21 protein-coding genes are annotated in these 20864 nt (G+C 72.2%); 13 read left to right on the top strand and 8 right to left on the bottom strand.

Going from position 1 to position 20864, the window contains the following annotated elements:
- Positions 1–307 precede the first annotated feature (307 nt).
- Positions 308–928 (bottom strand): TetR/AcrR family transcriptional regulator, encoded by a 621-nt coding sequence (locus ACFPCY_RS27735; RefSeq protein ID WP_378259774.1) that lies wholly within the window; start codon positions 926–928, stop codon positions 308–310.
- Positions 929–1068: 140 nt separating this feature from the next.
- On the opposite strand from ACFPCY_RS27735, the gene glpX reads away from it, so the two are divergent.
- Positions 1069–2103, top strand: a complete 1035-nt coding sequence (glpX, locus tag ACFPCY_RS27730) for a class II fructose-bisphosphatase (protein ID WP_378259773.1) — start codon at positions 1069–1071, stop codon at positions 2101–2103.
- 169 nt (positions 2104–2272) lie between these two features.
- On the opposite strand, the gene ACFPCY_RS27725 is transcribed toward glpX, so the two are convergent.
- A complete protein-coding gene (locus ACFPCY_RS27725; RefSeq protein ID WP_378259772.1) occupies positions 2273–2548 on the bottom strand; it encodes a hypothetical protein in 276 nt (91 codons plus the stop codon).
- A gap of 216 nt (positions 2549–2764) precedes the next feature.
- On the opposite strand from ACFPCY_RS27725, the gene ACFPCY_RS27720 reads away from it, so the two are divergent.
- Both ACFPCY_RS27720 and ACFPCY_RS27715 read left to right on the top strand, forming a co-directional pair.
- Positions 2765–3175 (top strand): DUF4260 family protein, encoded by a 411-nt coding sequence (locus tag ACFPCY_RS27720; protein WP_378259771.1) that lies wholly within the window; start codon positions 2765–2767, stop codon positions 3173–3175.
- Positions 3168–3683 (top strand): TetR/AcrR family transcriptional regulator, encoded by a 516-nt coding sequence (locus ACFPCY_RS27715; RefSeq protein ID WP_378259770.1) that lies wholly within the window; start codon positions 3168–3170, stop codon positions 3681–3683. Before ACFPCY_RS27720 ends, ACFPCY_RS27715 begins: the two co-directional genes overlap by 8 nt.
- Here ACFPCY_RS27715 and ACFPCY_RS27710 read toward each other — a convergent pair.
- Positions 3665–4630, bottom strand: a complete 966-nt coding sequence (locus ACFPCY_RS27710) for an undecaprenyl-diphosphate phosphatase (RefSeq protein ID WP_378259769.1) — start codon at positions 4628–4630, stop codon at positions 3665–3667. The two genes, ACFPCY_RS27715 and ACFPCY_RS27710, sit on opposite strands and share 19 nt — an antisense overlap.
- A gap of 116 nt (positions 4631–4746) precedes the next feature.
- Between ACFPCY_RS27710 and ACFPCY_RS27705 the strand changes: the two genes are divergently transcribed.
- Positions 4747–5292 carry a hypothetical protein gene (locus tag ACFPCY_RS27705; protein WP_378259768.1) on the top strand — a complete coding sequence of 182 codons (546 nt, stop codon included), beginning with the start codon at positions 4747–4749 and terminating at the stop codon, positions 5290–5292.
- A 99-nt stretch (positions 5293–5391) separates the two neighbouring features.
- Positions 5392–6738 (top strand): SMI1/KNR4 family protein, encoded by a 1347-nt coding sequence (locus ACFPCY_RS27700; RefSeq protein ID WP_378259767.1) that lies wholly within the window; start codon positions 5392–5394, stop codon positions 6736–6738.
- Here ACFPCY_RS27700 and ACFPCY_RS27695 read toward each other — a convergent pair.
- Complete coding sequence (locus tag ACFPCY_RS27695) at positions 6707–7465, bottom strand: DUF1707 SHOCT-like domain-containing protein (RefSeq protein WP_378259766.1); 759 nt, start codon at positions 7463–7465, stop codon at positions 6707–6709. The two genes, ACFPCY_RS27700 and ACFPCY_RS27695, sit on opposite strands and share 32 nt — an antisense overlap.
- A gap of 194 nt (positions 7466–7659) precedes the next feature.
- Between ACFPCY_RS27695 and ACFPCY_RS27690 the strand changes: the two genes are divergently transcribed.
- The gene (locus tag ACFPCY_RS27690) at positions 7660–8910 is read left to right on the top strand and encodes an MFS transporter (RefSeq protein ID WP_378259765.1); all 1251 of its coding nucleotides are present in this window, start codon (positions 7660–7662) and stop codon (positions 8908–8910) included.
- Positions 8911–9145: 235 nt separating this feature from the next.
- On the opposite strand, the gene ACFPCY_RS27685 is transcribed toward ACFPCY_RS27690, so the two are convergent.
- Together ACFPCY_RS27685 and ACFPCY_RS27680 are read right to left on the bottom strand one after the other, a co-directional pair.
- Entirely contained in the window at positions 9146–9379 is a 234-nt protein-coding gene (locus tag ACFPCY_RS27685; protein WP_378259764.1) for a hypothetical protein, read from the bottom strand.
- 96 nt (positions 9380–9475) lie between these two features.
- Entirely contained in the window at positions 9476–11077 is a 1602-nt protein-coding gene (locus tag ACFPCY_RS27680) for an aminotransferase-like domain-containing protein (protein ID WP_378259763.1), read from the bottom strand.
- A 71-nt stretch (positions 11078–11148) separates the two neighbouring features.
- Between ACFPCY_RS27680 and ACFPCY_RS27675 the strand changes: the two genes are divergently transcribed.
- From ACFPCY_RS27675 to ACFPCY_RS27650, 6 genes are all read left to right on the top strand, one after another.
- Positions 11149–12057 (top strand): DMT family transporter, encoded by a 909-nt coding sequence (locus tag ACFPCY_RS27675; protein ID WP_378259762.1) that lies wholly within the window; start codon positions 11149–11151, stop codon positions 12055–12057.
- A 44-nt stretch (positions 12058–12101) separates the two neighbouring features.
- Positions 12102–13742, top strand: coding sequence for a fumarate hydratase (locus tag ACFPCY_RS27670; RefSeq protein WP_378259761.1), 1641 nt, complete (start codon positions 12102–12104; stop codon positions 13740–13742).
- A gap of 342 nt (positions 13743–14084) precedes the next feature.
- Positions 14085–15395: a serine/threonine-protein kinase gene (locus ACFPCY_RS27665; protein ID WP_378259760.1), complete on the top strand. Its 1311-nt coding sequence runs from the start codon at positions 14085–14087 to the stop codon at positions 15393–15395.
- A 111-nt stretch (positions 15396–15506) separates the two neighbouring features.
- Complete coding sequence (locus ACFPCY_RS27660) at positions 15507–16898, top strand: class II fumarate hydratase (RefSeq protein ID WP_378259759.1); 1392 nt, start codon at positions 15507–15509, stop codon at positions 16896–16898.
- A gap of 116 nt (positions 16899–17014) precedes the next feature.
- A complete protein-coding gene (locus ACFPCY_RS27655; protein ID WP_378259758.1) occupies positions 17015–17338 on the top strand; it encodes a hypothetical protein in 324 nt (107 codons plus the stop codon).
- A 256-nt stretch (positions 17339–17594) separates the two neighbouring features.
- Positions 17595–18188: a lytic polysaccharide monooxygenase auxiliary activity family 9 protein gene (locus ACFPCY_RS27650; RefSeq protein ID WP_378259757.1), complete on the top strand. Its 594-nt coding sequence runs from the start codon at positions 17595–17597 to the stop codon at positions 18186–18188.
- A 733-nt stretch (positions 18189–18921) separates the two neighbouring features.
- On the opposite strand, the gene ACFPCY_RS27645 is transcribed toward ACFPCY_RS27650, so the two are convergent.
- Entirely contained in the window at positions 18922–19257 is a 336-nt protein-coding gene (locus tag ACFPCY_RS27645) for a hypothetical protein (protein WP_378259756.1), read from the bottom strand.
- A 270-nt stretch (positions 19258–19527) separates the two neighbouring features.
- Between ACFPCY_RS27645 and ACFPCY_RS27640 the strand changes: the two genes are divergently transcribed.
- Positions 19528–20076: an NUDIX domain-containing protein gene (locus tag ACFPCY_RS27640; RefSeq protein WP_378259755.1), complete on the top strand. Its 549-nt coding sequence runs from the start codon at positions 19528–19530 to the stop codon at positions 20074–20076.
- 105 nt (positions 20077–20181) lie between these two features.
- Here ACFPCY_RS27640 and ACFPCY_RS27635 read toward each other — a convergent pair whose 3' ends face one another.
- Complete coding sequence (locus tag ACFPCY_RS27635; RefSeq protein ID WP_378259754.1) at positions 20182–20823, bottom strand: hypothetical protein; 642 nt, start codon at positions 20821–20823, stop codon at positions 20182–20184.
- Positions 20824–20864: the final 41 nt, after the last annotated feature.

The following is a 20864-nucleotide window of genomic DNA, read 5'->3' as shown; positions in this document are numbered from 1 at the left end:
GTCCCGCCCTCAACGCCGGTCCCGCCCTCAGCCCCGGCCGCAGCGCCGGCCCCGCGCTCAGCCCGGGCCTCAGCGCCGGTCCCGGCCTCAGCCCGGGCCTCAGCGCCGGTCCCGGCCTCAGCCCGGGCCTCAGCGCCGGTCCCGGTCCCGGCCTCGTCCTCGGACGCGGACGGCGGCAAAGCATCCGGTTCCGGGCGTGCGGCATCGGACGCGTCGCCTCCCGGACGCGCCCCGGACGGGCGCGGCTGCTCGGACGTCGTCGTCGGGGCGGGGCTCTCGTCGCTCACCCCACCAGGATCCCGCACGGTCAGCGCTGCTCCGTACGGGGGCTCCCGATAGTGCCCACGATGGCCATGATGTCGTCGGCGAGCCGCCGGGACGCCTCGGCGTCGTCGCTCAGCGACACCTCCGACACCGCGCCCGCCATCGCGCCGGTCAGGACGACGACCAGCGCCTCGTCCACCCCGCCGTCGGCGGTGTGGAACAGCGCGGCGTTGCGGCGCGCCCACTTGTTCAGCCGCTGCCGCATGACCCGGTCGAAGCCGGGCGGGCCGTCGCCGGAGATGAACAGGCGGGAGACGTCGCGCTCCTCGATGCAGCCGTCGAGGTACGCGCCCGCGCCCGCGATGAACTGCCGCATCGGATCGGACTCGCCCGCCTCGCGGACCGCGTTGATCGCCTTGCGGGTGCGCTCCTGCTGCCGTCCCTGGAACTCCTCGAACAGCGTGAGGTACAGGTCGGCCTTGCCGTTGAAGTGGTGGTAGAGGCTGCCGACGCTGGCCCCGGCCTTCGCGACGATGTCGGTGACCGCTGCCTGGGCGAAGCCCGCCTCGCAGAACACGTCCCGCGCCGCCGCCAGCAGGGCTCCGCGCGTCGCCGCGCCCCGGTCCGAGGTCCGCGGCGGGGTCGTGTCGATGTCGCTGCTCATGAGCATAGAGGTTACGCCGGACGATCCCTGGAGACGATCCCGACCGCGGCGTCCGTCCGCTCTGGTCTGGTCCAATTTGGCCGCCGGAGCGGGCCGCACGGAGAATCCGGATGAGCCATCGACCGAAAGGGCGTCTCGCCATGTCCGACGACACCACCGTCTCGTCCCCCCTCGTCACCGAGCCCGCCGCCCCGGACCGCAACCTGGCGCTGGAGCTGGCGCGGGTGACCGAGGCGGCCGCGATGGCCGCCGCGCGCTGGGTCGGGCGCGGGGACAAGAACGGCGCCGACGGGGCCGCGGTCAACGCCATGCGGCAGCTGATCAACACCGTGTCCATGAGCGGCGTGGTCGTGATCGGCGAGGGCGAGAAGGACAACGCCCCGATGCTCTACAACGGCGAGCAGGTCGGGGACGGCTCGGGCGCCGAGTGCGACGTGGCCGTCGACCCGGTGGACGGCACCCGCCTCACCGCGCTCGGCATGAACAACGCGATCGCCGTCCTGGCGGTCGCGCCGCGCGGCTCGATGTACGACCCGTCCGCGGTGTTCTACATGGAGAAGCTGGTCACCGGCGCCGAGGCCGCCGACTCGGTGGACATCGAGCGCCCGATCGCCGACAACATCCGCGCCGTGGCCCGGGCGAAGGGCTCCTCGGTGGACGACGTGACGGTCGTCATCCTGGACCGCCCGCGCCACGAGGGCATCGTCAAGGAGGTCCGCGAGACCGGCGCGCGCATCAAGTTCATCCTGGACGGCGATGTCGCGGGCGCGATCATGGCGGCCCGCGAGGGCACCGGCGTGGACCTGCTGCTCGGCGTCGGCGGCACCCCCGAGGGCATCATCGCCGCCTGCGCGATCAAGGCCCTCGGCGGCGTCATCCAGGGCCGCCTGTGGCCGAAGGACGACGCCGAGCGCGGCCGGGCGATCGACGCGGGCCACGACCTGGACCGCGTGCTGACCACCGACGACCTCGTCGCGTCCGACGACGTGTTCTTCGCCGCGACGGGCATCACCGACGGCGAGCTCGTCGACGGCGTCCGGTACCGCAAGGGCCGCGCGATGACCCACTCCCTCGTCATGCGCTCCCGCAGCGGGACGATCCGGACCATCCACAGCGAGCACCAGCTCAGCAAGCTGCGCGCCTACAGCGCCATCAACTTCGACTCCGCCGTCTGATCGAGAGTTCTTCCGCACTTTCCCGTGAGCCCGGCGCCCCCGCGCCGGGCTCACGCCCGTCACGGCCCCGACCGGCGGAGCAGATCGGCGGCTGCGTCGCGGAGCATGTCGTTGGATCGGCGCAGATATCGGCGATCAGTGCGGCGGCGTCCCTGTTGCTGCCCGCCGCCTAACCGGCAGCGCACTCGGCGCGAATTCGGTCCTGGACGGCCGTCGGGAGCGCCTTCACCTGCGTGTCCTTGTTCTCGAGGTAGACCGGGTTCTTCACGATCTTGCGGCGCACCTTGGCCGGCAGCTTCGCGACGACCTGCTCGACGGTGAGTTCCCTGACCTTCGCGTAGTCGCACCGCACGGGCACCGCCCCGGCGGGCCGAGCGGTCGCCGCACCTCCGCCGACCGCCAGGGCACAGGTGGCAGCGGCGACTCCCAGCGCACGAATCCTCATCCCAGCACTCCCCCGATTCGAGAACACGACAACGCCCGGAGAACTACCCGTGCGAACGATTCAACTACCCTCGGTGACGAGATGCGTCCCAGGAGGCGCACGTCAGGCCAGGCCGACGCCGGGCCGGGCGGACGGCCGGCCCGGCGGACGGCCCGCCTTGACGGCTAACAGCGTTAGCCTTAGAGTCTGGCTAACGCTGTTAGCCAAGGAGGCGTCATGGTGGGTCAGAGCGCGACGGTGGGCCGGGGGATCTCCGGGTGGCGGGTGGCCGCTCGGGCCGGGTGGGGAGCCTTGACGGTCTTCTACGGGGCGTTCGTCGGGGTCGAAGTGTGGAACCACGGGGTGCTCGCGCTAATCGCGGCCTTCGTCTTCTTCATCGCGCCGGACTTCACCATGTTCATCGACGCGCGGCGGGGTGGGGGCGGACGGCTCGGGCCGCGCGCGGTGCCGTTCTACAACGCGGCGCACCGGGCCGTGATCCCGCTCGCGTTGGCCGTCGTCTACAGCGTCTCGGCGATCGAGGCACCCGCCCTGTTCGCCGGGCTGCTCGGGTGGCTGGGGCACATCGCGATGGACCGGACGTTCGGGTACGGACTTCGCGCCGCGGACGGGTCGCGGCGTGGCTGAGCGGGCGCGGCAGATCGTCGAGGCCGCTCGGGAACTGCTGGAAAAAGAGGGCGCGGACGCGCTGACCATGCGGCGCATCGCCGATCGGCTCGGGATTCGCGCGCCGTCGCTGTACAAGCACTTCCCGGACAAGCAGGCCGTCGAGCTCGAGCTGATCGCGCAGGGGTTGCAGGAGCAGGCCGAGGCACTAATGGCGGCGACGGAAGACGAGCAGCCGCTTGTCGCCCTCGGCGCGGCTTACCGGGCTTACGCGCTGGCGCATCCGCATCTTTACCGGCTGATGACGGCCGGGCCGCTTCCGCGGCATCTGCTGCCGGACGGTCTGGAGGCCCGAGCCGCGCTGCCGCTGGTCAGGATCGTCCCGGACGAGCATCGCGCGCGGGCGCTGTGGGCGTTCGCGCACGGGATGGTCATCCTGGAGCTGGACGGCCGGTTCCCGCCGGACGCCGATCTCGACGGCGCCTGGCGGGTCGGCCTCGCGGCGTTCGCTCAGGTGGCGGCCAGGTAGGCCGCGCTGAGCAGGCCCGCCGCGCCGCAGTAGATCGCGAAGGGCGTCAGCGTTCGGGTCTCGAAGTACTTCACCAGGAACCGGACGGCCAGGTACGCGGCCACGGCGGCGGCGACGCTGCCCGCGAGGATCTGGCCGTGGATGCCCTTCCCCTCCGGCCCGGTCAGTTCCGGCAGCTTCAGCACGCCCGCCGCGAGGATGACCGGCGTGGCCAGCAGGAACGAGAACCGCGCGGCGTCCTCGTGGGAGAGGCCACGGGTCAGGCCCGCGACCATCGTCGCGCCCGAGCGGCTGATGCCGGGCAGCAGCGCGAGGATCTCGGCCGCGCCGATCATGAGCGCCTCCCACCAGCCCAGGCGGGACAGCCGCCGGTCGGACGCGACGTCCGGGTCCTCGATGACCGGGAGGTCGACGCGGGTCGCGCGGCTGGAGGCGTCCCGAGCGGGCGTGACCGGGGCCTGGGCCGGGGCGGCGGGGACCGCCGTGGACGGGGCCTTGCGCCTCAGCCGTTCCCCGAGGAACAGCAGCAGGCCGTTCGCGGCCAGGAAGAGGGCCGCCGGCATCGGCTTGCCGAGGACGGTCCGGAACACGTGGTCCAGCGCGAGCCCGGCCGCGCCGACCGGGACGGTCGCGACGATCAGCAGCCAGGCGAGGCGCTGGTCGGACGTCTCGACGCGCCGGTCCTTCAGCGAGGTGGCGAAGCCGGCGACGATCCGGATCCAGTCCCGCCAGAAGAAGACGACCAGCGCCAGCGCCGTGGCCACGTGCAGGCCGACCAGGAACGCCAGGTACGGGGACTGCGACGCGGAGACGTCCAGGTCCCGCGCCCAGCGCCCGCCGACCAGCGCGGGGATCAGCACGCTGTGCCCCAGGCTCGACACCGGGAACAGCTCGGTCACCCCTTGGAACAGCCCGACCACGATGGCCTCGGGATACGTCAGCGACATGCCCGAAGCCAAGCACCGCGCCCGAGGGCTTTCCAGCGGAACAGGCGAACTCCGGATGAACACCACGGCCGCCGTGTCGGCACGGTCGGCCGCGCGGAACGTGCCACGATCGGCGGGTGGACGAGCGGACCCCGGACGCGGACGCCAGCGGCTCCGCCGGCGCGATCGATCCCGAGACCCGGGTCGAGATCATGGCCGAGCGGCTCAAGGAGCGGATCTACGCGACGATCACGATGGTCGCGGTCCTGGTCGGCCTCGCCCTCGGCGGGCACGCCGGGCCCGCGGGGGCGGCGCTGTCGGTGGCCGGGACGGCGGTCGGGCTGTGGCTCGCCACGCTGGTCGCCGACGCCCAGAGCGCGTCCGCCGTGCACGGCCGCCGCCACTCGCGCTTCGCGGTGCTGCGTTCGCTGTACGTCAGCAGTCCGCTGCTGCTGTCCGCGGTGAGCCCCCTGCTGCTGATCGGTGTGTCGGGTCTGGGCCTCGTCAAGCTGAACACCGCTCTGTGGACGGCCACCGGCCTGAACGTCCTGTCGCTGTTCCTGTGGGGGTTCGTCAGCGGACGCCGCATGGGCGACCGCCTCGTCACGGCCCTGGTCGCGGGCCTTTCGGACACCGCGATCGGCGCGGTCGTCGTCGCGGTCAAGGTCCTCGCCGGCCACTGATCCGAAAAGGTCGGACGAGTCGGGCACAATCGCCCTCCACGTGATCTTCGAATCCGCACCGTTCGATCCGCACCGTTCGATCCGCACCGGAGGCCGACCATGCCCGCGCTCGACGACTTCGCCACCTGGGAGCCCCTGCTGAGGCTCATGCGTGCGGCCCTCGACGCCCCGGAGGGCCGGGCCACCGGGTCGATCGGGCCGGGGGCCTGGAGCGTCCCGGTGAAACGGCCGCCCATGTCCCCCGGCCGGGCCATGCTGGTCGAGGACATGCAGGACGAGATGGACGCCGTGCGGCGCGTCCAGGAGGCGCTCGGCGGCATGGGCGAGATCTCGTTCGTCGCCGATTTCGAGGCGTCCGGGCGGACCGTCCTGCGCCTGATCAACCCGACGGCCTCCGCGCGGCCGGGCATCGGGAACGCGGGCCCGGACGCGGTCGTCCTCGTGGACGGCGCCGTCCCGGAGCCCTGGCGCCGCCTCCCCGAACCGGCCCCGGACGCCGCACCCTCCCCCACGGCGGACGCGGCGCTGCTGGAGCGGACGCTCCGCGAGCGGCTCCCCGACGCGATTCCCGCGACGGACGAGGAGATCGCCGCCGCCGAGGCGCGGCTCGGCATCGCCCTGCCCGAGGAGCTCAAGGCGGTCTACCGCGTCACCCGGTCGCGGTGGAGCGACTTCGACGGCGACTACGAGGCGATGAACCGCCACGTCAGCGCCGTTTGCGCGGAGCTTTACCCGCTGGACTCGCTCTACATCGCGGACGCGGCGTCCCGTCCGGCCCTGTGGCAGTTCGCCGCCACCGAGGCGGTCGTCACGAGGCCGGACTCGGCAGTGCAGGGGCTGGTCGGATCGCCGGGCTGGATCGCGTTCGGGGAGAACGGCGGCGGTGACGTCTTCGCGATCGACCTCACGCCCGGCCCGGCCGGGTTCGCGGGTCAGGTGATCTTCCTGAGCCACGAGGAGAACATCGGCGCGGAGCCGGTCGCCGACTCGCTCACCGACATGATCGTCCACGGGCGGGAACCCGACTGGAGCCGGACGGCGGACGCGACTCCGGAGGTCGCCTACGTCAACGTCCGGAGCATTCCGAGCGTCGAGGCCGCCGCGCATCCCGACCTGGAGGTGCTGAGCATCGGCGTCTGGGAGGACGAACCGGTCAGCCTCGCCCCGCTCTTCGGCTGCCCGAAACTGCGGACGCTGGCCGCCTATCCCGACACGCTCGCCGACCCGCTGGAGATCACCCGCCTGACCGGCCTGGAGTACCTCGCGCTGCCGGTGGCGTACTGGCGCGTCCTGCTCGACGCGGACGCGGTGCCGCGGAGCCTGCTCGCGGCGGGCTTCGAGGGCTACACCGACGACCCGCTGGAACGGGTGGAAATCGCCAACCGGCTGCTCGCGCTGTTCGCCGGGCCGCAGATCACTCAGACCGTCGTCGAAGGCGTCCTCTAACGCCTCGCCCGCCGAATCCGCGTTCGCTGGAGCCGCTGCGCCCGTCGCGCCCGCCGAATCCGCCGCGCCCGTCGCGTTCACCGAGTCCGCTGCGCGTGCGGTCGTCGCCGGCGCCGAAGCGGTCGCGGGCCCGGTCGCCTCGGGGGTTCAGCCGGGCGCGGGCACGGTCGCGCAGGGTGCGCTTCGGGGCGCGGGCGGACACCGAACCGAAGATCATCGTGCCCGCGATCTCCACGGTCGGGCCGTCCGCCTCCGGACGGGTCCGCAGGTCGCGGGTGCTGAGCGCGCTGCGGCCGGTGACGGTGACGTGCACGCCGTCCGGGACGAGCAGCCGGACGCGCCCCGCCACCAGCAGCGAGTCGAGGACGATGTGGCGGCGCTGCAGGACCGCCTCGCGCAGGTCGAGCTCCACCGTGCCGAACAGCGCGACCAGCGGCAGCTTCACCGGGACGACCCACCGGCCCTCCCGCCGGGTGCGGCCGAACAGCACCGACACCGGACGGTCGTCCACCAGGATCGGCTGGGACTCCTCGGGGCTCAGGTCGGTGGTGAGGCCGGTCAGCTCGCCCAGCGTGCGGGCGGCGTAGGCGAGCGACGTGCGCTCGGAGTGCTCCTCCAGCGTGATCCGGCCGTCGGCGAGCGCCTCGCCGAGGACCGCGACCACGCGCTCCCGGTCGGCGTCGGACGCGCGCAGATCGCGCACGCGCGGCGGGCGGCTGCTGTCCACCCCGCCAGGGTAACCGCCCGTCCCGCCCGGTCCGAGGTCCGACACCATCGGTCCGGAATCGTCGTCTGTGGCCGAAGAGCAACCTTTTCGCTATGTTCGCGGGCGTTGACCGCCGAGCGTCCGGCTCTCTACCCTCATTTGAAACTCTTTCATGTTTTTCGGCCGCCCGGATTCGCGGTTGGGAAGGGGCGGATATGACCACGCAGACCGCCGCGGCGGGAGCCGTCACCGGCCGGGACCGCCAGGCCCGGAGCGCCGCGTACGCCGCGTTCGCCGTCCAGGGGCTGTGCTTCGCCACCCTCGTCGGACGCGTCAACCAGCTCCGCGACGCGCACCACATGACCGACGACCAGATCAACATTCTGGTGCTGTGCGTGCCGATCATCGCGGGCGTCGGCAGCGCGGTCGCGGCGCCGCTGATGGGCCGGTTCGGCAGCGGGCCGGTGCTGCGCGTCGCCCAGCCGCTGGTCTGCCTGTCCGTCCTCGCCGTCGGCCTCACCGGCCACGCGAACCTGCCGCTCTACATCCTCATCGCGCTGTTCGGCCTCGCCGTCGGCGCGGTGGACGCGTCGATGAACGCGCAGGCCGTCCGGGCCGAGCGCGCCTACGGGGTCAGCATCCTCACCGGCTTCCACGCGCTGTGGAGCGCCGCCGCCGGGCTCGGCGCGGTCTGGGCGTGGGCCGCCAACGAGTACGTCTTCCACGACTCGCTGACCAAGTCGCTGGCCGTCGGGTTCGCGATCCCGGCCGTCCTCGGCATCGCGGTCTCCGCCGCGACCGGGAACCGGCTCTACCGGCGCGCCGAGGAGGCCGCGAGCGTCGCCGCGGACGCGATGAAGTCGGCCGCCAAGCTCGTCCCGTGGCGTCCGGTGCTGATCATCGGCATCGCGATGGCCTGCTTCTACATCGCCGACTCGATGCTGTCGAACTTCGGCACCCTGTTCTTCGACAAGGACCTGCACAGCAAGTCCGTCGCGCCGCTCGGCCTCGCCGCCTACCAGGTCATGATGGTCGCGAGCCGCGCCGTCGCCGACTTCGGCGTCCGGCGGTTCGGCGCGACGCTCGTCGTCCGCGTCGGGACGGTCGTCGGCGCGCTCGGGCTGCTGCTGGTCGTCGCCGCGCAGAACGCCCCGATGGCCATCGCCGGCTTCGCCGTCACCGGCCTCGGCCTGTGCGTGGTCGCGCCGATCTCCTTCTCGGCGGCGGGCAAGGTGGACGCGAGCGGCCTCGGCATCGCGGTCGCCCGCGTGAACATCTTCAACTACGTCGGCTTCGTGGTCGGCGCGGTGATCGTCCTGATCGTCCAGCCGATGTCGAGCTACCAGACCAGCTACGCCGTCCCGGCCGTGCTCGCCGTCGTGATCATCGCCCTGGCCCGCGGCTTCGAGCCCGCCGACGCCGAGGGCGCCCCCGCCCCCGTCGCCGCCGAACGCCCGGTCGCCTGACGCCGGCCACGCTTCGGCGTCCCGCTCCGCGCCCGTCGCGCCCGCACCCCCGCTCCGGGCGCGACGGGCGCGGTCACGTCCCGCTGCGAACGGCTCGGCGCAGCACGTCCGGACGCGCACGGCCCCCGGCGGACGTCCGGACGCGCACGGCTCGCACGGGACGTCCGGACGCGCGCGGACGAGCAAGGCTCCCGCACGTGGGGTGCGGGAGCCTTCGTCGTCAGCGGCGTGCGGGTCAGACCTCTTCGCTGACGGCCATGACCGCTTTCTCACCCTCTTCGCGCGCCTCGTCCGGCGTCATGTCCTGCACGGCGCGGTCGAGGGCCGTGAGCGTCGCGTCGATCGCTGCGCGGGCGGTGACCGCGTTCTCCTGCGCGCGGTCGAGGTCGCCGAGGCCGATCAGGTCGAACGACACCTGCGCGTCGTGGACGGCCATCTTCAGCTGCCGTGCGGCCTCGTCCAGAGACATCCGTACCTCCTATGGCGGGAACCCCGTATCTACCCGCCAGCCCCGCCCGTAACCGTCCTGCCAGCCCTTTCACCCGCCGGACGAAGGTCATTCAGGTCACTCTCGGGCATTCTCCACCGCATCGCCGAGCACCCGCGCGGCCTCCTCCAGCCGGGCCTCGCTGAGGGCCGCATACCCGAGGACGAGCGCCGGACGCTCCCGGCCCGCGCTCCACATCTCCCGCGCACCCGAGACCCGCACGCCGGACGCCGCCGCGGACTCGATCACGGCGTCCTCGGACGTCCCGGGCGGCAGTTCCAGATACAGGTGGACGCCCGCCGAGATGCCCTGGACCACCGCGCCCCGGACGTGCTCGTGGAGCGCCGCGACCAGCGCGTCCCGCCGGAGCCGGTAGCGCCGCCGCATCGCCCGCAGGTGCCGGTCGTACGCGCCGTCCGCCAGGAAGCGGGCGAAGGCGTGCTGATCCAGGACGGGCCCGCCGAGATCGCTCAGCTCGCGGTGCTCGCGCAGGTCGGCGGCCAGCCACGGCGGCGCGACGGCCCAGCCGAGCCGCATCCCGGGCGCCAGCGCCTTGCTCACCGACCCCAGCAGGACGGTCCGCTCGGGCGCGACGCCCTGGAGGCACCCCACCGGATCGCCGTCGTAGCGGAACTCGGCGTCGTAGTCGTCCTCGACGATCACCGCGTCGGCGGCGCGGGCCCAGTCCACCAGCGCCGCGCGGCGCTCGGGCGCGAGGACGACGCCGGTCGGGTACTGGTGCGCCGGGGTGACCAGCACGGCGGACGCCCCGGACCGGGCGAGCGCGGCCACGTCCAGGCCCTTCGCGTCCACCGGGACCCGGACGATCCGCGCGCCGGTCGCGGCGAGCATCGGCAACTGCCGGTCGCTGGTCGGATCCTCCACGGCGAGCGTGCGGAGCCCGGCGGCGACCAGCGCCCGGACGGCCGAGGACAGCCCGAGCGCCACCCCGTTCATGATCACGACCTGCCCGGCGTCCGCGTGCGCCGCCCGGACCCGCCCGAGGTACGCCGCCAGCTCGGCCCGCAACTCCGGCACGCCGCCCGGATCGGGATACGTCAGCGCCCGGTGCGGCACCGCCTGCAACGCCGCCCGGTAAGCCGCCAGCCAGCGAGAACGCGGAAACGCCGCCAGATCCGGACGCCCCGGCGTCAGATCGAACCGCACCCCCGGCACGGCCACCTCGCCCCGCCCGTCCAGCCCCCCGACCACTCGCCCCAGCCCCCGCCCCTCCTCCCCTGGCATCCGCCCCGCAGCCCAACCCCCCACGCCGGACGTCCGCGCCCCGGCCAGCCCCTCCGCACCAGACGCCCCCGCCTTCGCCCCGCCCTCCGCACCAGACGCCCGCGCCCCGGCCCCGCCCTCCGCGCCAGACGTCTGCGCCTCGGCCCCGCCCTCCGCGCCGGGCGGGGCCGAGGGGTGGGGGGCCGGGCGGGCGTTGGGGGCCACTCGGGTGCCGTCGCCTCGGCGGGCGACCAGGAAGCCCTCGGCGATCAGTTGTTCGTAGGCGGTGACGACCACGCCTCGGGAGACGCCCAGGTCACGGGCCAGGTCGCGGCTGGACGGGAGGCGGGTGCCCGCGACGAGGCGTCCGGCCCGGATCGCGTCGCGGCAGCCCGCGGCCAGTTGCGCCGCCAGGTTCCCGGCCGCGCGGTCGAGGGCGAGATGCAGGTCGGTCACGGTTTGGTCCTCGAAACGGTACGGAGATTGGCCCTGTCTGGCAGACCAAGGCGCTCCTAGCGTTCCATCCCATGACCTTTTCGGCCACCACTCGCGGCGCGGCGCAGGCCGCGTTCGCGATGTCCCTCGTCGGGTCGCTGACCGCCGTGTCCGCGACGATCGCCGACTACCCGGTGCTGGGCGGCCAGGCCGTCCGGTACGCGGGCGCGGCGCTGATCCTTTTCGCGATCGCCCGGTCGGCCGACCGCCGGTCGGGGCGCGCGCCCGTCCGGCCGTCCCGGCGCGATCTGCTGTTCCTCGCGGCGCTCGCGGCGACCGGGCTGGCGGCGTTCAACGTGTTCATCATCCTCGCGACGCACGACACGAGCCCCGCGACGATCGGGACGGTCGTGGCGACCGTCCCGATCGTGCTGGCGCTGGTCGGGCCGCTGCTGTCCGGACGGCGGCCGAGCGCGTCGATCGTGCTGGCGGCGTGCGTGGTGGCGTCCGGGGCCGGGCTGGCGAACGGGCTCGGCGGCGGGACGGTGCGCGGCCTGCTCCTCTCGCTCGGCGCGCTCGGCGGCGAGGTCTGCTTCTCGCTGCTCGCCGTGCCCGTCCTGCCGCGCCTGGGGCCGCTGCGGGTGTCGGCGTGGTCGGCGGCGCTGGCGTCCCCGATGCTGCTCGTCGCGGGCCTGGCCACCGACGGGACGCACGTCCTGCGCGCGCCGACGGGCGCCGAGCTCGCGGGCCTGCTGTACCTCAGCGTCGTCGTGACCTGCGTCGCGTTCCTGCTCTGGTACGACGCGCTGGGCTTGATGGGAGCCGACCGGGCCGGGCTGTTCGCCGGGATGATCCCGGTGAGCGCCGTCCTGACGACCGTGCTCCTCGGCATCGCGACGCCGCGTCCGGCGGAGGTCGCCGGGGCCGCGCTGGTGGCGGTCGGAGTGGGCCTCGGGCTGCGTCCGACACGCCGTCCGGAGGCCCGGTTGAACACGGCGTAACCTGTAGGGCGGCCCCCAACCGGACACCCTCACGAGGATCTTCGATGCCTGAGTTCTCCTACACCGACCTGCTCCCCACCGGTCCGGACGAGACCGAGTACCGGCTGCTGACCAGCGACGGCGTCTCGACGCTGGAGGCCGGCGGCCGGACGTTCCTCCAGGTCGAGCCGGAGGCTCTGCGGCTGCTCACCGAGACCGCCATGCGCGACATCGCGCACCTGCTGCGGCCCGCGCACCTCGCGCAGCTCCGCAAGATCCTGGACGACCCGGAGGCGTCCCCCAACGACCGGTTCGTGGCCCTGGACCTGCTGAAGAACGCGGGCATCGCGTCGGGCGGCGTCCTGCCCATGTGCCAGGACACCGGGACCGCGATCGTCATGGGCAAGCGCGGGCAGAACGTCCTGACGTCCGGGCGGGACGAGGAGGCCATCTCGCGCGGCGTGTACGACGCGTACACCAAGCTGAACCTGCGCTACTCGCAGATGGCGCCGGTCAGCATGTGGGACGAGAAGAACACCGGCAGCAACCTGCCCGCGCAGATCGAGCTGTACGCGACCGACGGCGACGCCTACAAGTTCCTGTTCATGGCGAAGGGCGGCGGCAGCGCGAACAAGTCGTTCCTGTTCCAGGAGACCAAGGCCGTCCTGAACCCGAAGCGGATGATGGCGTTCCTGGAGGAGAAGATCCGCTCGCTGGGCACCGCCGCGTGCCCGCCGTACCACCTGGCGATCGTCGTGGGCGGGACGTCCGCCGAGTACGCGCTGAAGACCGCCAAGTACGCGTCCGCGCACTACCTGGACGGGCTGCCCACCGAGGGCTCCCCGCTCGGCCACGGCTTCCGGGACGTGGAGCTGGAGGCTCAAGTGTTCGAGCTGACGCAGAAGCTCGGGATCGGCGCGCAGTTCGGCGGCAAGTACTTCTGCCACGACGTCCGGGTGGTCCGGCTGCCGCGGCACGGCGCGTCCTGCCCGGTCGCGATCGCCGTCTCGTGCAGCGCCGACCGGCAGGCCCTCGGCAAGATCACCGCGGAGGGCGTGTTCCTGGAGCGGCTGGAGACCGACCCGGCCCGCTACCTCCCGGAGACGACCGACGAGCACCTCTCGGACGACGTCGTCCGGATCGACCTGAACCGTCCAATGGACGAGATCCGCGCCGAGCTGACCAAGTACCCGGTCAAGACGCGGCTGTCGCTCACCGGCCCGCTCGTCGTCGCGCGCGACATCGCGCACGCGAAGATCAAGGAGCGGCTGGACGCGGGCGAGCCGATGCCGCAGTACCTGCGCGACCACGCCGTCTACTACGCGGGCCCGGCCAAGACGCCCGAGGGCTACGCGTCCGGCTCGTTCGGCCCCACCACGGCCGGACGCATGGACTCCTACGTCGAGCAGTTCCAGGCCGCGGGCGGCTCCCTGGTCATGCTCGCCAAGGGCAACCGCTCCCAGCAGGTCACCGACGCCTGCAAGGCGCACGGCGGCTTCTACCTCGGCTCCATCGGCGGCCCCGCCGCCCGCCTCGCCCAGGACTGCATCAAGAAGGTCGAGGTCCTGGAGTACCCCGAGCTGGGCATGGAGGCCGTCTGGAAGATCGAGGTCGAGGACTTCCCCGCCTTCATCGTCGTCGACGACAAGGGCGAGGACTTCTTCGCCGACACCACCGGCCCCGTCCTCACCATCGGCCGCCGCTGACTTTCGTCCGGGTGGCCGCCGAGCCGGTCGGCCACCCGCACGCACGGCGGCCGGCCTTTTCCGCAGGCCACGCGGGGCTTCTGGTGAGGCGTCCGACGCGTTCACCAAGGTCTGGCCGACGCGTTCACCGACGTCCGGACGACGCGTTCGCCGAGGGCCGGACGACGCGTTCGCCGAGGTTTCGCCAGAGGTTCACGCGACTCGGCGGACCTGGGGTGATCTCGGGACGCGCGGGGACGCGACCGGGCGAAGGTGACGGACGGGATACATATCGGCGGAAAATCCAAGTTGGTGCCGAGGTGTAGCCGCTGGGAAGCTGGTCACTCCGGTATCTTTTCGGCCATGTCTCAGTCAGAGCGCCTCGTGCTGGCGACGCGCTACCGGCTGGTCTCGGAAATCGGTCAAGGCGCCAACGGAACCGTCTGGAGAGGCCACGACGACCTCCTCGATCGCGCGGTGGCGATCAAGGAGCTGCGGCTGCCCGCGGACCTCTCCGAGGACGACCGGGTGGTGTTCTACCGCCGGACGCTGCGCGAGGCGCGCGCCCCGGCGCAGTTGCGCTCGACCTCGATCGTCGAGGTCTACGACGTGGTCATCGAGCAGGGCCGCCCGTGGATCGTGATGGAGCTGATCGAGTCCCCCAGCCTGGAGGACCTGATCGAGCGCGACGGGCCGCTCCCGCCCGAGCGCGTGGCGCACATCGGGCGCCAGCTCCTCACCGCCCTGGAGGAGGCGCACCGCTCGGGCATCGTCCACCGCGACCTCAAACCGTCCAACGTGCTGCTGGACGGCGACCGGGTGGTGCTCACCGACTTCGGCCTGGCGTTCTCGTCCGGCTCGGTGAAGCTCACCAAGACCGGTCACTTCATGGGCTCGCCCGCCTACGTCGCGCCGGAGGTCGCCGCCGGGGAGAAGGCGACGCCCCGCTCCGACCTGTGGTCGCTCGGCGCGACCCTGTACGCCGCGGTCGAGGGGAAGCCGCCCTTCGAGCGCGAGAACGTGATGGCGACGCTGAGCGCCCTCGCGAACGAACCCCCGCCGCCCCCGCTGCGCGCCGGGCCGCTGGCCCCGGTGATCGACGGCCTGCTGGTCAAGAACCCGACCCGCCGGCTCACCCACGCCCGCGCCGCGGACCGCCTGGAGCGCGCGCTCAACGGGCCGCGCTCGGCCCGCCGCGCCGTCCCCGCCGCGCCCCGCTACCGGCTCATGATCGTCATCGCGCTGGTCGGCGCGACCGTCGCGTCCTGCGGGATCGGGGCGACCGCGCTCATCGTCGGGATGATGAGGGAGAAGCCCGGCCCGTCCCCGACCCAGCCGCCGCCGAAGACCGACGGCTCGGGCGAGCCCGGCACCGGCACGCCGTCCGGCGCGCAGACCGCGACGCTCCTCGTGCGCGCGCGGGGGGACGGCTGCAAGATCTTCGTCTCCGTGCCCGGCTCGCGGCTGACCGTCCTGACGGACGAGACGCTCGCCAAGGGCGACGCCCGCAAGTACGACCAGCCGAAGCTGACCGCCGTCCTCGCGAACTCGGCGGCCTGCGACGTGTGGATCAACGGCGAGCACAAACCCGAGGGGCGTCCCGGCGAGCGCCGCACCTACACCGTGGACCGGTCCCCCACCGGCGGCACCGCCGACTCCGGCACCGGAGGCTGACCGGCCCGGGTGTCTTCTCGATCACTTCCGGGAATGGACGGGCCGCCGCGTCCGCTGCGAACTGACGAGAGCTAACGTCGGAGGACGGCGCACAGCGGAGGTGGCTTTTCCATGGACTACCGGATCGAACACGACTCCATGGGCGAGGTTCGGGTCCCGGCGGACGCGAAGTGGCGCGCGCAGACGCAGCGTGCGGTGGAGAACTTCCCGATCTCCGGCCGCCGGCTGTCGCCGGAGCACATCGCGGCGCTCGGCCAGATCAAGGCCGCCGCGGCGCGCGTGAACGCCGAGCTGGGCGTCCTGGACAAGGACGTGGCCGAGGCGATCCGCGAGGCCGCGCTGGAGGTCGCCGACGGCAAGTGGGACGACCAGTTCCCGGTCGACGTGTTCCAGACCGGGTCCGGGACGTCGTCCAACATGAACGCGAACGAGGTCGTCGCGACGCTCGCCTCCGAGCGGCTCGGACGCGACGTCCACCCGAACGACCACGTGAACGCGTCGCAGTCGTCGAACGACGTGTTCCCGTCGTCCATCCACATCGCCGCGACGAGCGCGGTCCTGAACGACCTGATCCCCGCGCTGCGGCATCTGGAGGCGTCGCTCGCGCGCAAGCGGGACGAGTTCGCCGACGTCGTGAAGTCGGGACGCACGCACCTCATGGACGCGACGCCCGTCACCCTCGGCCAGGAGTTCGGCGGCTACGCGGCGCAGATCCGGTACGGCGTGGAGCGCCTGGAGGCCGCCCTCCCCCGCCTCGCCGAGCTGCCCCTCGGCGGCACGGCCGTCGGCACCGGCATCAACACCCCGCCCCGGTTCGCCGCCCGCGTGATCGAGGAGATCGCCGCCGCGACCGGCCTGCCGCTCACCGAGGCCCGCGACCACTTCGAGGCCCAGGGCGCCCGGGACGGCCTGGTCGAGACGTCCGGCGAGCTGAAGACCATCGCGGTCTCGCTCACCAAGATCGCCAACGATCTGCGCTGGATGGGCTCCGGCCCGCGCGCCGGGCTCGCCGAGATCCGCCTGCCCGACCTCCAGCCCGGCTCGTCCATCATGCCCGGCAAGGTCAACCCGGTGATCCCCGAGGCCGTCACCCAGGTCGCCGCCCAGGTCATCGGCAACGACGCCGCGATCACGTTCGGCGGCGCGTCCGGCAACTTCGAGCTGAACGTCATGCTCCCGATGCTGGCCCGGAACCTCCTGGAGTCGATCACGCTCCTGGCGAGCGTCTCGCGCCTGCTCGCCGACCGCGCCGTGGACGGCATCGAGGCCGACGCCGACCGCGCCCGCGAGTACGCCGAGTCGTCCCCGTCCATCGTGACCCCGCTGAACCGCTACATCGGCTACGAGGAGGCCGCGAAGGTGGCCAAGCAGGCCCTCGCCGAACGCAGGACGATCCGCCAGGTCGTCCTGGAGCGCGGCTACGTGGACGACGGCAAGCTCACCGAAGCCCAGCTCGACGCGGCCCTGGACGTCCTCTCCATGGCCCGTCCACACCAGAAGTAGCCGCCGCGGCGCCTCCTCCTGCGGGAGTTATCCACAGCCGGCGCATCGGGTTGTGATCAGTGACCGCGCTCCCGGATGATCGTCACGTCAACCATCAGTGACGAAGGGAACACGTCATGTATCTCGCCCAGATCGCGACGCTCGTCGCGACCGCCCTCGCCCTCCTCGGCGTCGTCTTCCGCCAGATGGGCCTGGTCCGCGCCGAGCTCAACGCCCGCATCGAGAGCGTCGGCAAGGAGGTCCACGGCACGCGCGCCGAACTCGACGCGAAGATCGACGGTACGAATGCCCGCATCGAGGGCCTGCGCGCCGAGATGGCGGCCAAGTTCGACGGGCTGCGCAGTGAGCTGCTCGCGACGATGCAGCCCATGGCCAGGCTTCTCGAACGCCTCGATCAGGATTCGCGTGATCACCTCAAGACTTACCACAATCCCGGATAGCCCTCGGCGCCTGGGAGTCTGCAAGCGAGGTCGGCGCGAAAGTGAAAGGAGTGGTGGGTCGTTCGGGAGTTTCAAGACCGCCGGAGAGCGGGACGAGCCCGGAAAATGCGGGTCTTGACAGAGGAGTGGGCGGAGTTAGTCTCCGAGTCATTAGGAAGGTTTCCTATGAGTTGATTCCGGTGCCCGCTCCCGTCCGGCACCGCGGTCGGCTCGCCCGCCCTCCAGGTCTCATCACCTCCCGCCAAGGAGCAGCAGGATGCCCCGCAAATCCGTGCTCGCCGTGGGCGCCGCCACGGCCGTCGTCCTCCCCGTCCTCTTCGCGTCCCCGGCGTTCTCGCACGGGTACACCATCTCGCCGCCGAGCCGCAGCTACCTGTGCGGCACCGAACAGGTTCCCGACTGCGACCAGGTCGAGTGGGACCCGGACGGGATCGAGGGACCGAAGGGCTTCCCGGCGGGCGGTCCGCCCGACGGGCAGATCTGCGGCGCCGCCGACGATCGCTGGACACCGCTCGACGACCAGCGCGGCGGCACCGGCTGGCCCACGACGAAGGTGACGAGCGGCCAGAAGCTGGACATCGTCTGGCAGTTCACCGCCCGGCATTCCACCACCTCGTTCCGCTACTTCCTCACCAAGGACGGCTGGGACCCCACCCAGCCCCTCACCCGCCAGGCGCTCGACCTGACGCCGTTCCTGAGGCAGAACTACCGGGGCGCGCTGCCGGCCAACCCCACGACGCACAGCGGCACGCTCCCCCAGCGCCACGGTCACCACATGCTCCTGTCCGTCTGGGACATCGCGGACACCGGCAACGCGTTCTACCAGTGCGCGGACCTCGATTTCGGCTGACCGGCGCCCGTCGCCCCCGGCCCGCCTGCGCTCACCGGCATGGCCGGGGCCAGGCGGGCCCGAGATCGGCGAAGACAGGATGCTGACGCTGGCAAAGCGCGATCCGACGTCCACGGTCTACGTCCCACGGCCCGCAGTCCACGGTCGCGATCCAAGGTCGCGATCCAAGGCTCGCGATCCAAGGCTCGCGATCCAAGGCTCGCGGTCCGAGGCTCGCGGTCCGAGATCGCGACCCACGGTCGCGAGCCAAGGCGCGCGGGCCGAGGTTTGCGGGCCGAGGTTCACGGCCCGAGACTGGGCGTTCGCGGCCCGAGATGCGGGGTTCGCGGTCCGAGGTTCGCGTTTGAGGTCTACGGTCCGAGGTTCGCGGTCTGAAATTCGCGGTCTGGGGTTCACGGTTCGGGTTCGCAGTCCTTCGCGGTCCTTCGCGGTCCGAGGTTTGCGGGCCGGGGTGCGCGGTCTGGGGGCTTACGGTCCGAGGTTCGCGCGGTTCGAGATTACAAGTTCGCGGTTCACGGTTCAGGTTCGCGGTCCGGGGGCCGGGGGCTTTTCGCCGACGCTCTCGATGTGCGCGTCCGTCACGCGCGAAGGATCGGGGTCGGGGGTGGAGCCGTCAGCCTCGGGGGTTCGGGTGTGGGCCCTGTGGAGGGAGCCGGGCGGAGGGGAGACCGTTCCATCAGGGGTGCGGAACGGAGGCTCCGGCAGGGGCCGGCGCGCCGTGCGCGGTGCGGGGCTAGCCCGGGTGGTGGTGCATCTTGAAGTGGTCGCGGGAGTCCTGCTCCAGGCGCTCGAGCAGCCGGACGACCGGCTGCATGGTGGCGAGGAGTTCCTCGCACTGGCCGTCGAACCGGGCGGCCATCTCGCCGCGCAGTCCGTCGATGCGGGCGTTGGCGCCGTCGACCTTGGCCTCGATCTTCGCGTCGAGTTCGGCGTGGATGGCGTGGACCTCTTTGCCGACGCTCTCGATGCGGGCGCTGAGTTCCGCGCGCACCAGGCCCATCTGGCGGAAGATTACGCCCAGTAGTGCTAGCACCGTCGCGACGAGCGGCGCGAGCTGGGACAAATGCATGATCGCATTCCCTTCGTCACTGACTGTTACCATAACGATCGTCCGGGAACCCGGCCTTTGATCACAAGCCGATGCCGAGGCGACGGAGAACTATGTCCTGGAGGTCTGTCGTGCATTTCCCCAGGCCGGAGCGTTGGGCAGGCCCCCTCTGAGCGGCGCCCCGGCGGGTCTCCGCATCCCGTCGCGACGCCATTGCGCCGTTGAACCGCACCCCCGCGCCATAAGGGCGTTCGTCCACCCGGGACCTGCCTGGCAGGGCATAACAGAGGCATGACACAAGCGGATCCGAGGCCGGTCGGCGACGACCCGGCGAGCGTGCGCGAGGTGGTCGTCCGGCGCAGCGCCCGCGTGCTCGCGGTGAACGACGGCAGGCTGGCCCTGCTCAGGCGCACCCGTCCGGGCATGCCCGTCTACTACGTGACTCCCGGCGGGAAGGTCGAGGAGGACGACGCGGACGTGGTGGCGGCGCTGCACCGGGAGGTGCGCGAGGAACTGGGCGGCGTCATCACCGATCCCGTCCAGGTGTTCCTGCTGACCGAGAGGATCGACGACGGGCCGGTGGACGGCGTCCGGCGCCTGAGGGTGCAGCACATCTTCGCCGCCGAACTCGTGAGCTACGACCTTTCCGCGCGCTCCGGGCCGGAGTTCACCGAACCGGAAATGGCGGTGAAAGGCACCTATGACCTGGAATGGGTTCCGCTCGTCCCCGAAAGGCTGGGCGCGATCCATCTGAGAGCACCGGAACTGGCCGAGTACGTCATCCGGAATTGCGCTGCGCTCGCCGCCGAAGCACGCCGCAGCGCCACGGGACGCCATTGACCGAGAAAGCGGAACGCCCCGTCGCGAAAGCAGAAGGCCCTGCCGAGAAAGCGGAACGCCCCGCCGGGAGGGCGGGGCGTTCCGCTTCGCGGACCGTGATCGGGTTCACGCGTGGGCGCCCTTGGGGCGGCGCAGCAGTCCGATCGCCGTGCCCAGGAGCCACCAGCTGAAGACCGCGCCCATGAGGGCGGTGGTGCCCCAGCCGTTGGCGGCGTAGAAGTGGGCGGGCGTGTTGCCGAAGAACAGGGACGGCATGAAGGCGAGGTTGACCAGCGCGAGTCCGCAGGTCAGGAGGCCCGCCCAGCGCGGGAGGACGGACGTCCGCAGGATGGCGTAGCCGACCGAGCCGAGGAACATCGCGAGGAGCATCCGGCCGATGGTCCCGTACAGGATGTAGGTGCCGTCGACCGTGACGGTCGGGTCGATCGGATGGTCGGAGGCGATCACCGCCCCGGCCTCCAGCCCGGACGAGACGAGCGTGACGACGCCGTAGGCGAGGCCCGCGGCCCCGGCGAACCGGCCGATCCAGGCGTTGTGCGGGCTGGCGTGGATGACCAGTTCCCGGAAGGACATCGCGAAGGCGAGGACGAATCCGAGCCCCAGCACCCCGATGAGCAACCGGCTCAGGACATTGGACGCGGGCGGCGCGCCGTCGTAGACGAAATAGAGCGGGACTTCCAGGAGCAGTGCCGCCGCGGCGGCGAGTCCGGCGCTTCCGGTGAGGCGGCGGGCGAGGGCGGAGTTCATCGCTTTTCCCATCATCTCGTGTGGCGGAACGCTTTGAATTC

Source organism: Actinomadura gamaensis, from assembly GCF_042652125.1.
Classification (GTDB): Bacteria; Actinomycetota; Actinomycetes; order Streptosporangiales; family Streptosporangiaceae; genus Spirillospora; species Spirillospora gamaensis.
This window is presented reverse-complemented; position numbering and strand designations above follow the sequence as displayed.

Coding starts and splice junctions, on each gene's coding strand:
- ACFPCY_RS27640 (WP_378259755.1), top strand. CDS start 19,528: ATGACACAAGCGGATCCGAGGCCGGTCGGCGACGACCCGGCGAGCGTG.
- ACFPCY_RS27735 (WP_378259774.1), bottom strand. CDS start 928: ATGAGCAGCGACATCGACACGACCCCGCCGCGGACCTCGGACCGGGGC.
- ACFPCY_RS27655 (WP_378259758.1), top strand. CDS start 17,015: ATGTATCTCGCCCAGATCGCGACGCTCGTCGCGACCGCCCTCGCCCTC.
- ACFPCY_RS27635 (WP_378259754.1), bottom strand. CDS start 20,823: ATGAACTCCGCCCTCGCCCGCCGCCTCACCGGAAGCGCCGGACTCGCC.
- ACFPCY_RS27725 (WP_378259772.1), bottom strand. CDS start 2,548: ATGAGGATTCGTGCGCTGGGAGTCGCCGCTGCCACCTGTGCCCTGGCG.
- glpX (WP_378259773.1), top strand. CDS start 1,069: ATGTCCGACGACACCACCGTCTCGTCCCCCCTCGTCACCGAGCCCGCC.
- ACFPCY_RS27665 (WP_378259760.1), top strand. CDS start 14,085: ATGTCTCAGTCAGAGCGCCTCGTGCTGGCGACGCGCTACCGGCTGGTC.
- ACFPCY_RS27710 (WP_378259769.1), bottom strand. CDS start 4,630: ATGTCGCTGACGTATCCCGAGGCCATCGTGGTCGGGCTGTTCCAAGGG.
- ACFPCY_RS27685 (WP_378259764.1), bottom strand. CDS start 9,379: ATGTCTCTGGACGAGGCCGCACGGCAGCTGAAGATGGCCGTCCACGAC.
- ACFPCY_RS27650 (WP_378259757.1), top strand. CDS start 17,595: ATGCCCCGCAAATCCGTGCTCGCCGTGGGCGCCGCCACGGCCGTCGTC.
- ACFPCY_RS27660 (WP_378259759.1), top strand. CDS start 15,507: ATGGACTACCGGATCGAACACGACTCCATGGGCGAGGTTCGGGTCCCG.
- ACFPCY_RS27645 (WP_378259756.1), bottom strand. CDS start 19,257: ATGCATTTGTCCCAGCTCGCGCCGCTCGTCGCGACGGTGCTAGCACTA.
- ACFPCY_RS27675 (WP_378259762.1), top strand. CDS start 11,149: ATGACCTTTTCGGCCACCACTCGCGGCGCGGCGCAGGCCGCGTTCGCG.
- ACFPCY_RS27700 (WP_378259767.1), top strand. CDS start 5,392: ATGCCCGCGCTCGACGACTTCGCCACCTGGGAGCCCCTGCTGAGGCTC.
- ACFPCY_RS27670 (WP_378259761.1), top strand. CDS start 12,102: ATGCCTGAGTTCTCCTACACCGACCTGCTCCCCACCGGTCCGGACGAG.
- ACFPCY_RS27720 (WP_378259771.1), top strand. CDS start 2,765: ATGGTGGGTCAGAGCGCGACGGTGGGCCGGGGGATCTCCGGGTGGCGG.
- ACFPCY_RS27690 (WP_378259765.1), top strand. CDS start 7,660: ATGACCACGCAGACCGCCGCGGCGGGAGCCGTCACCGGCCGGGACCGC.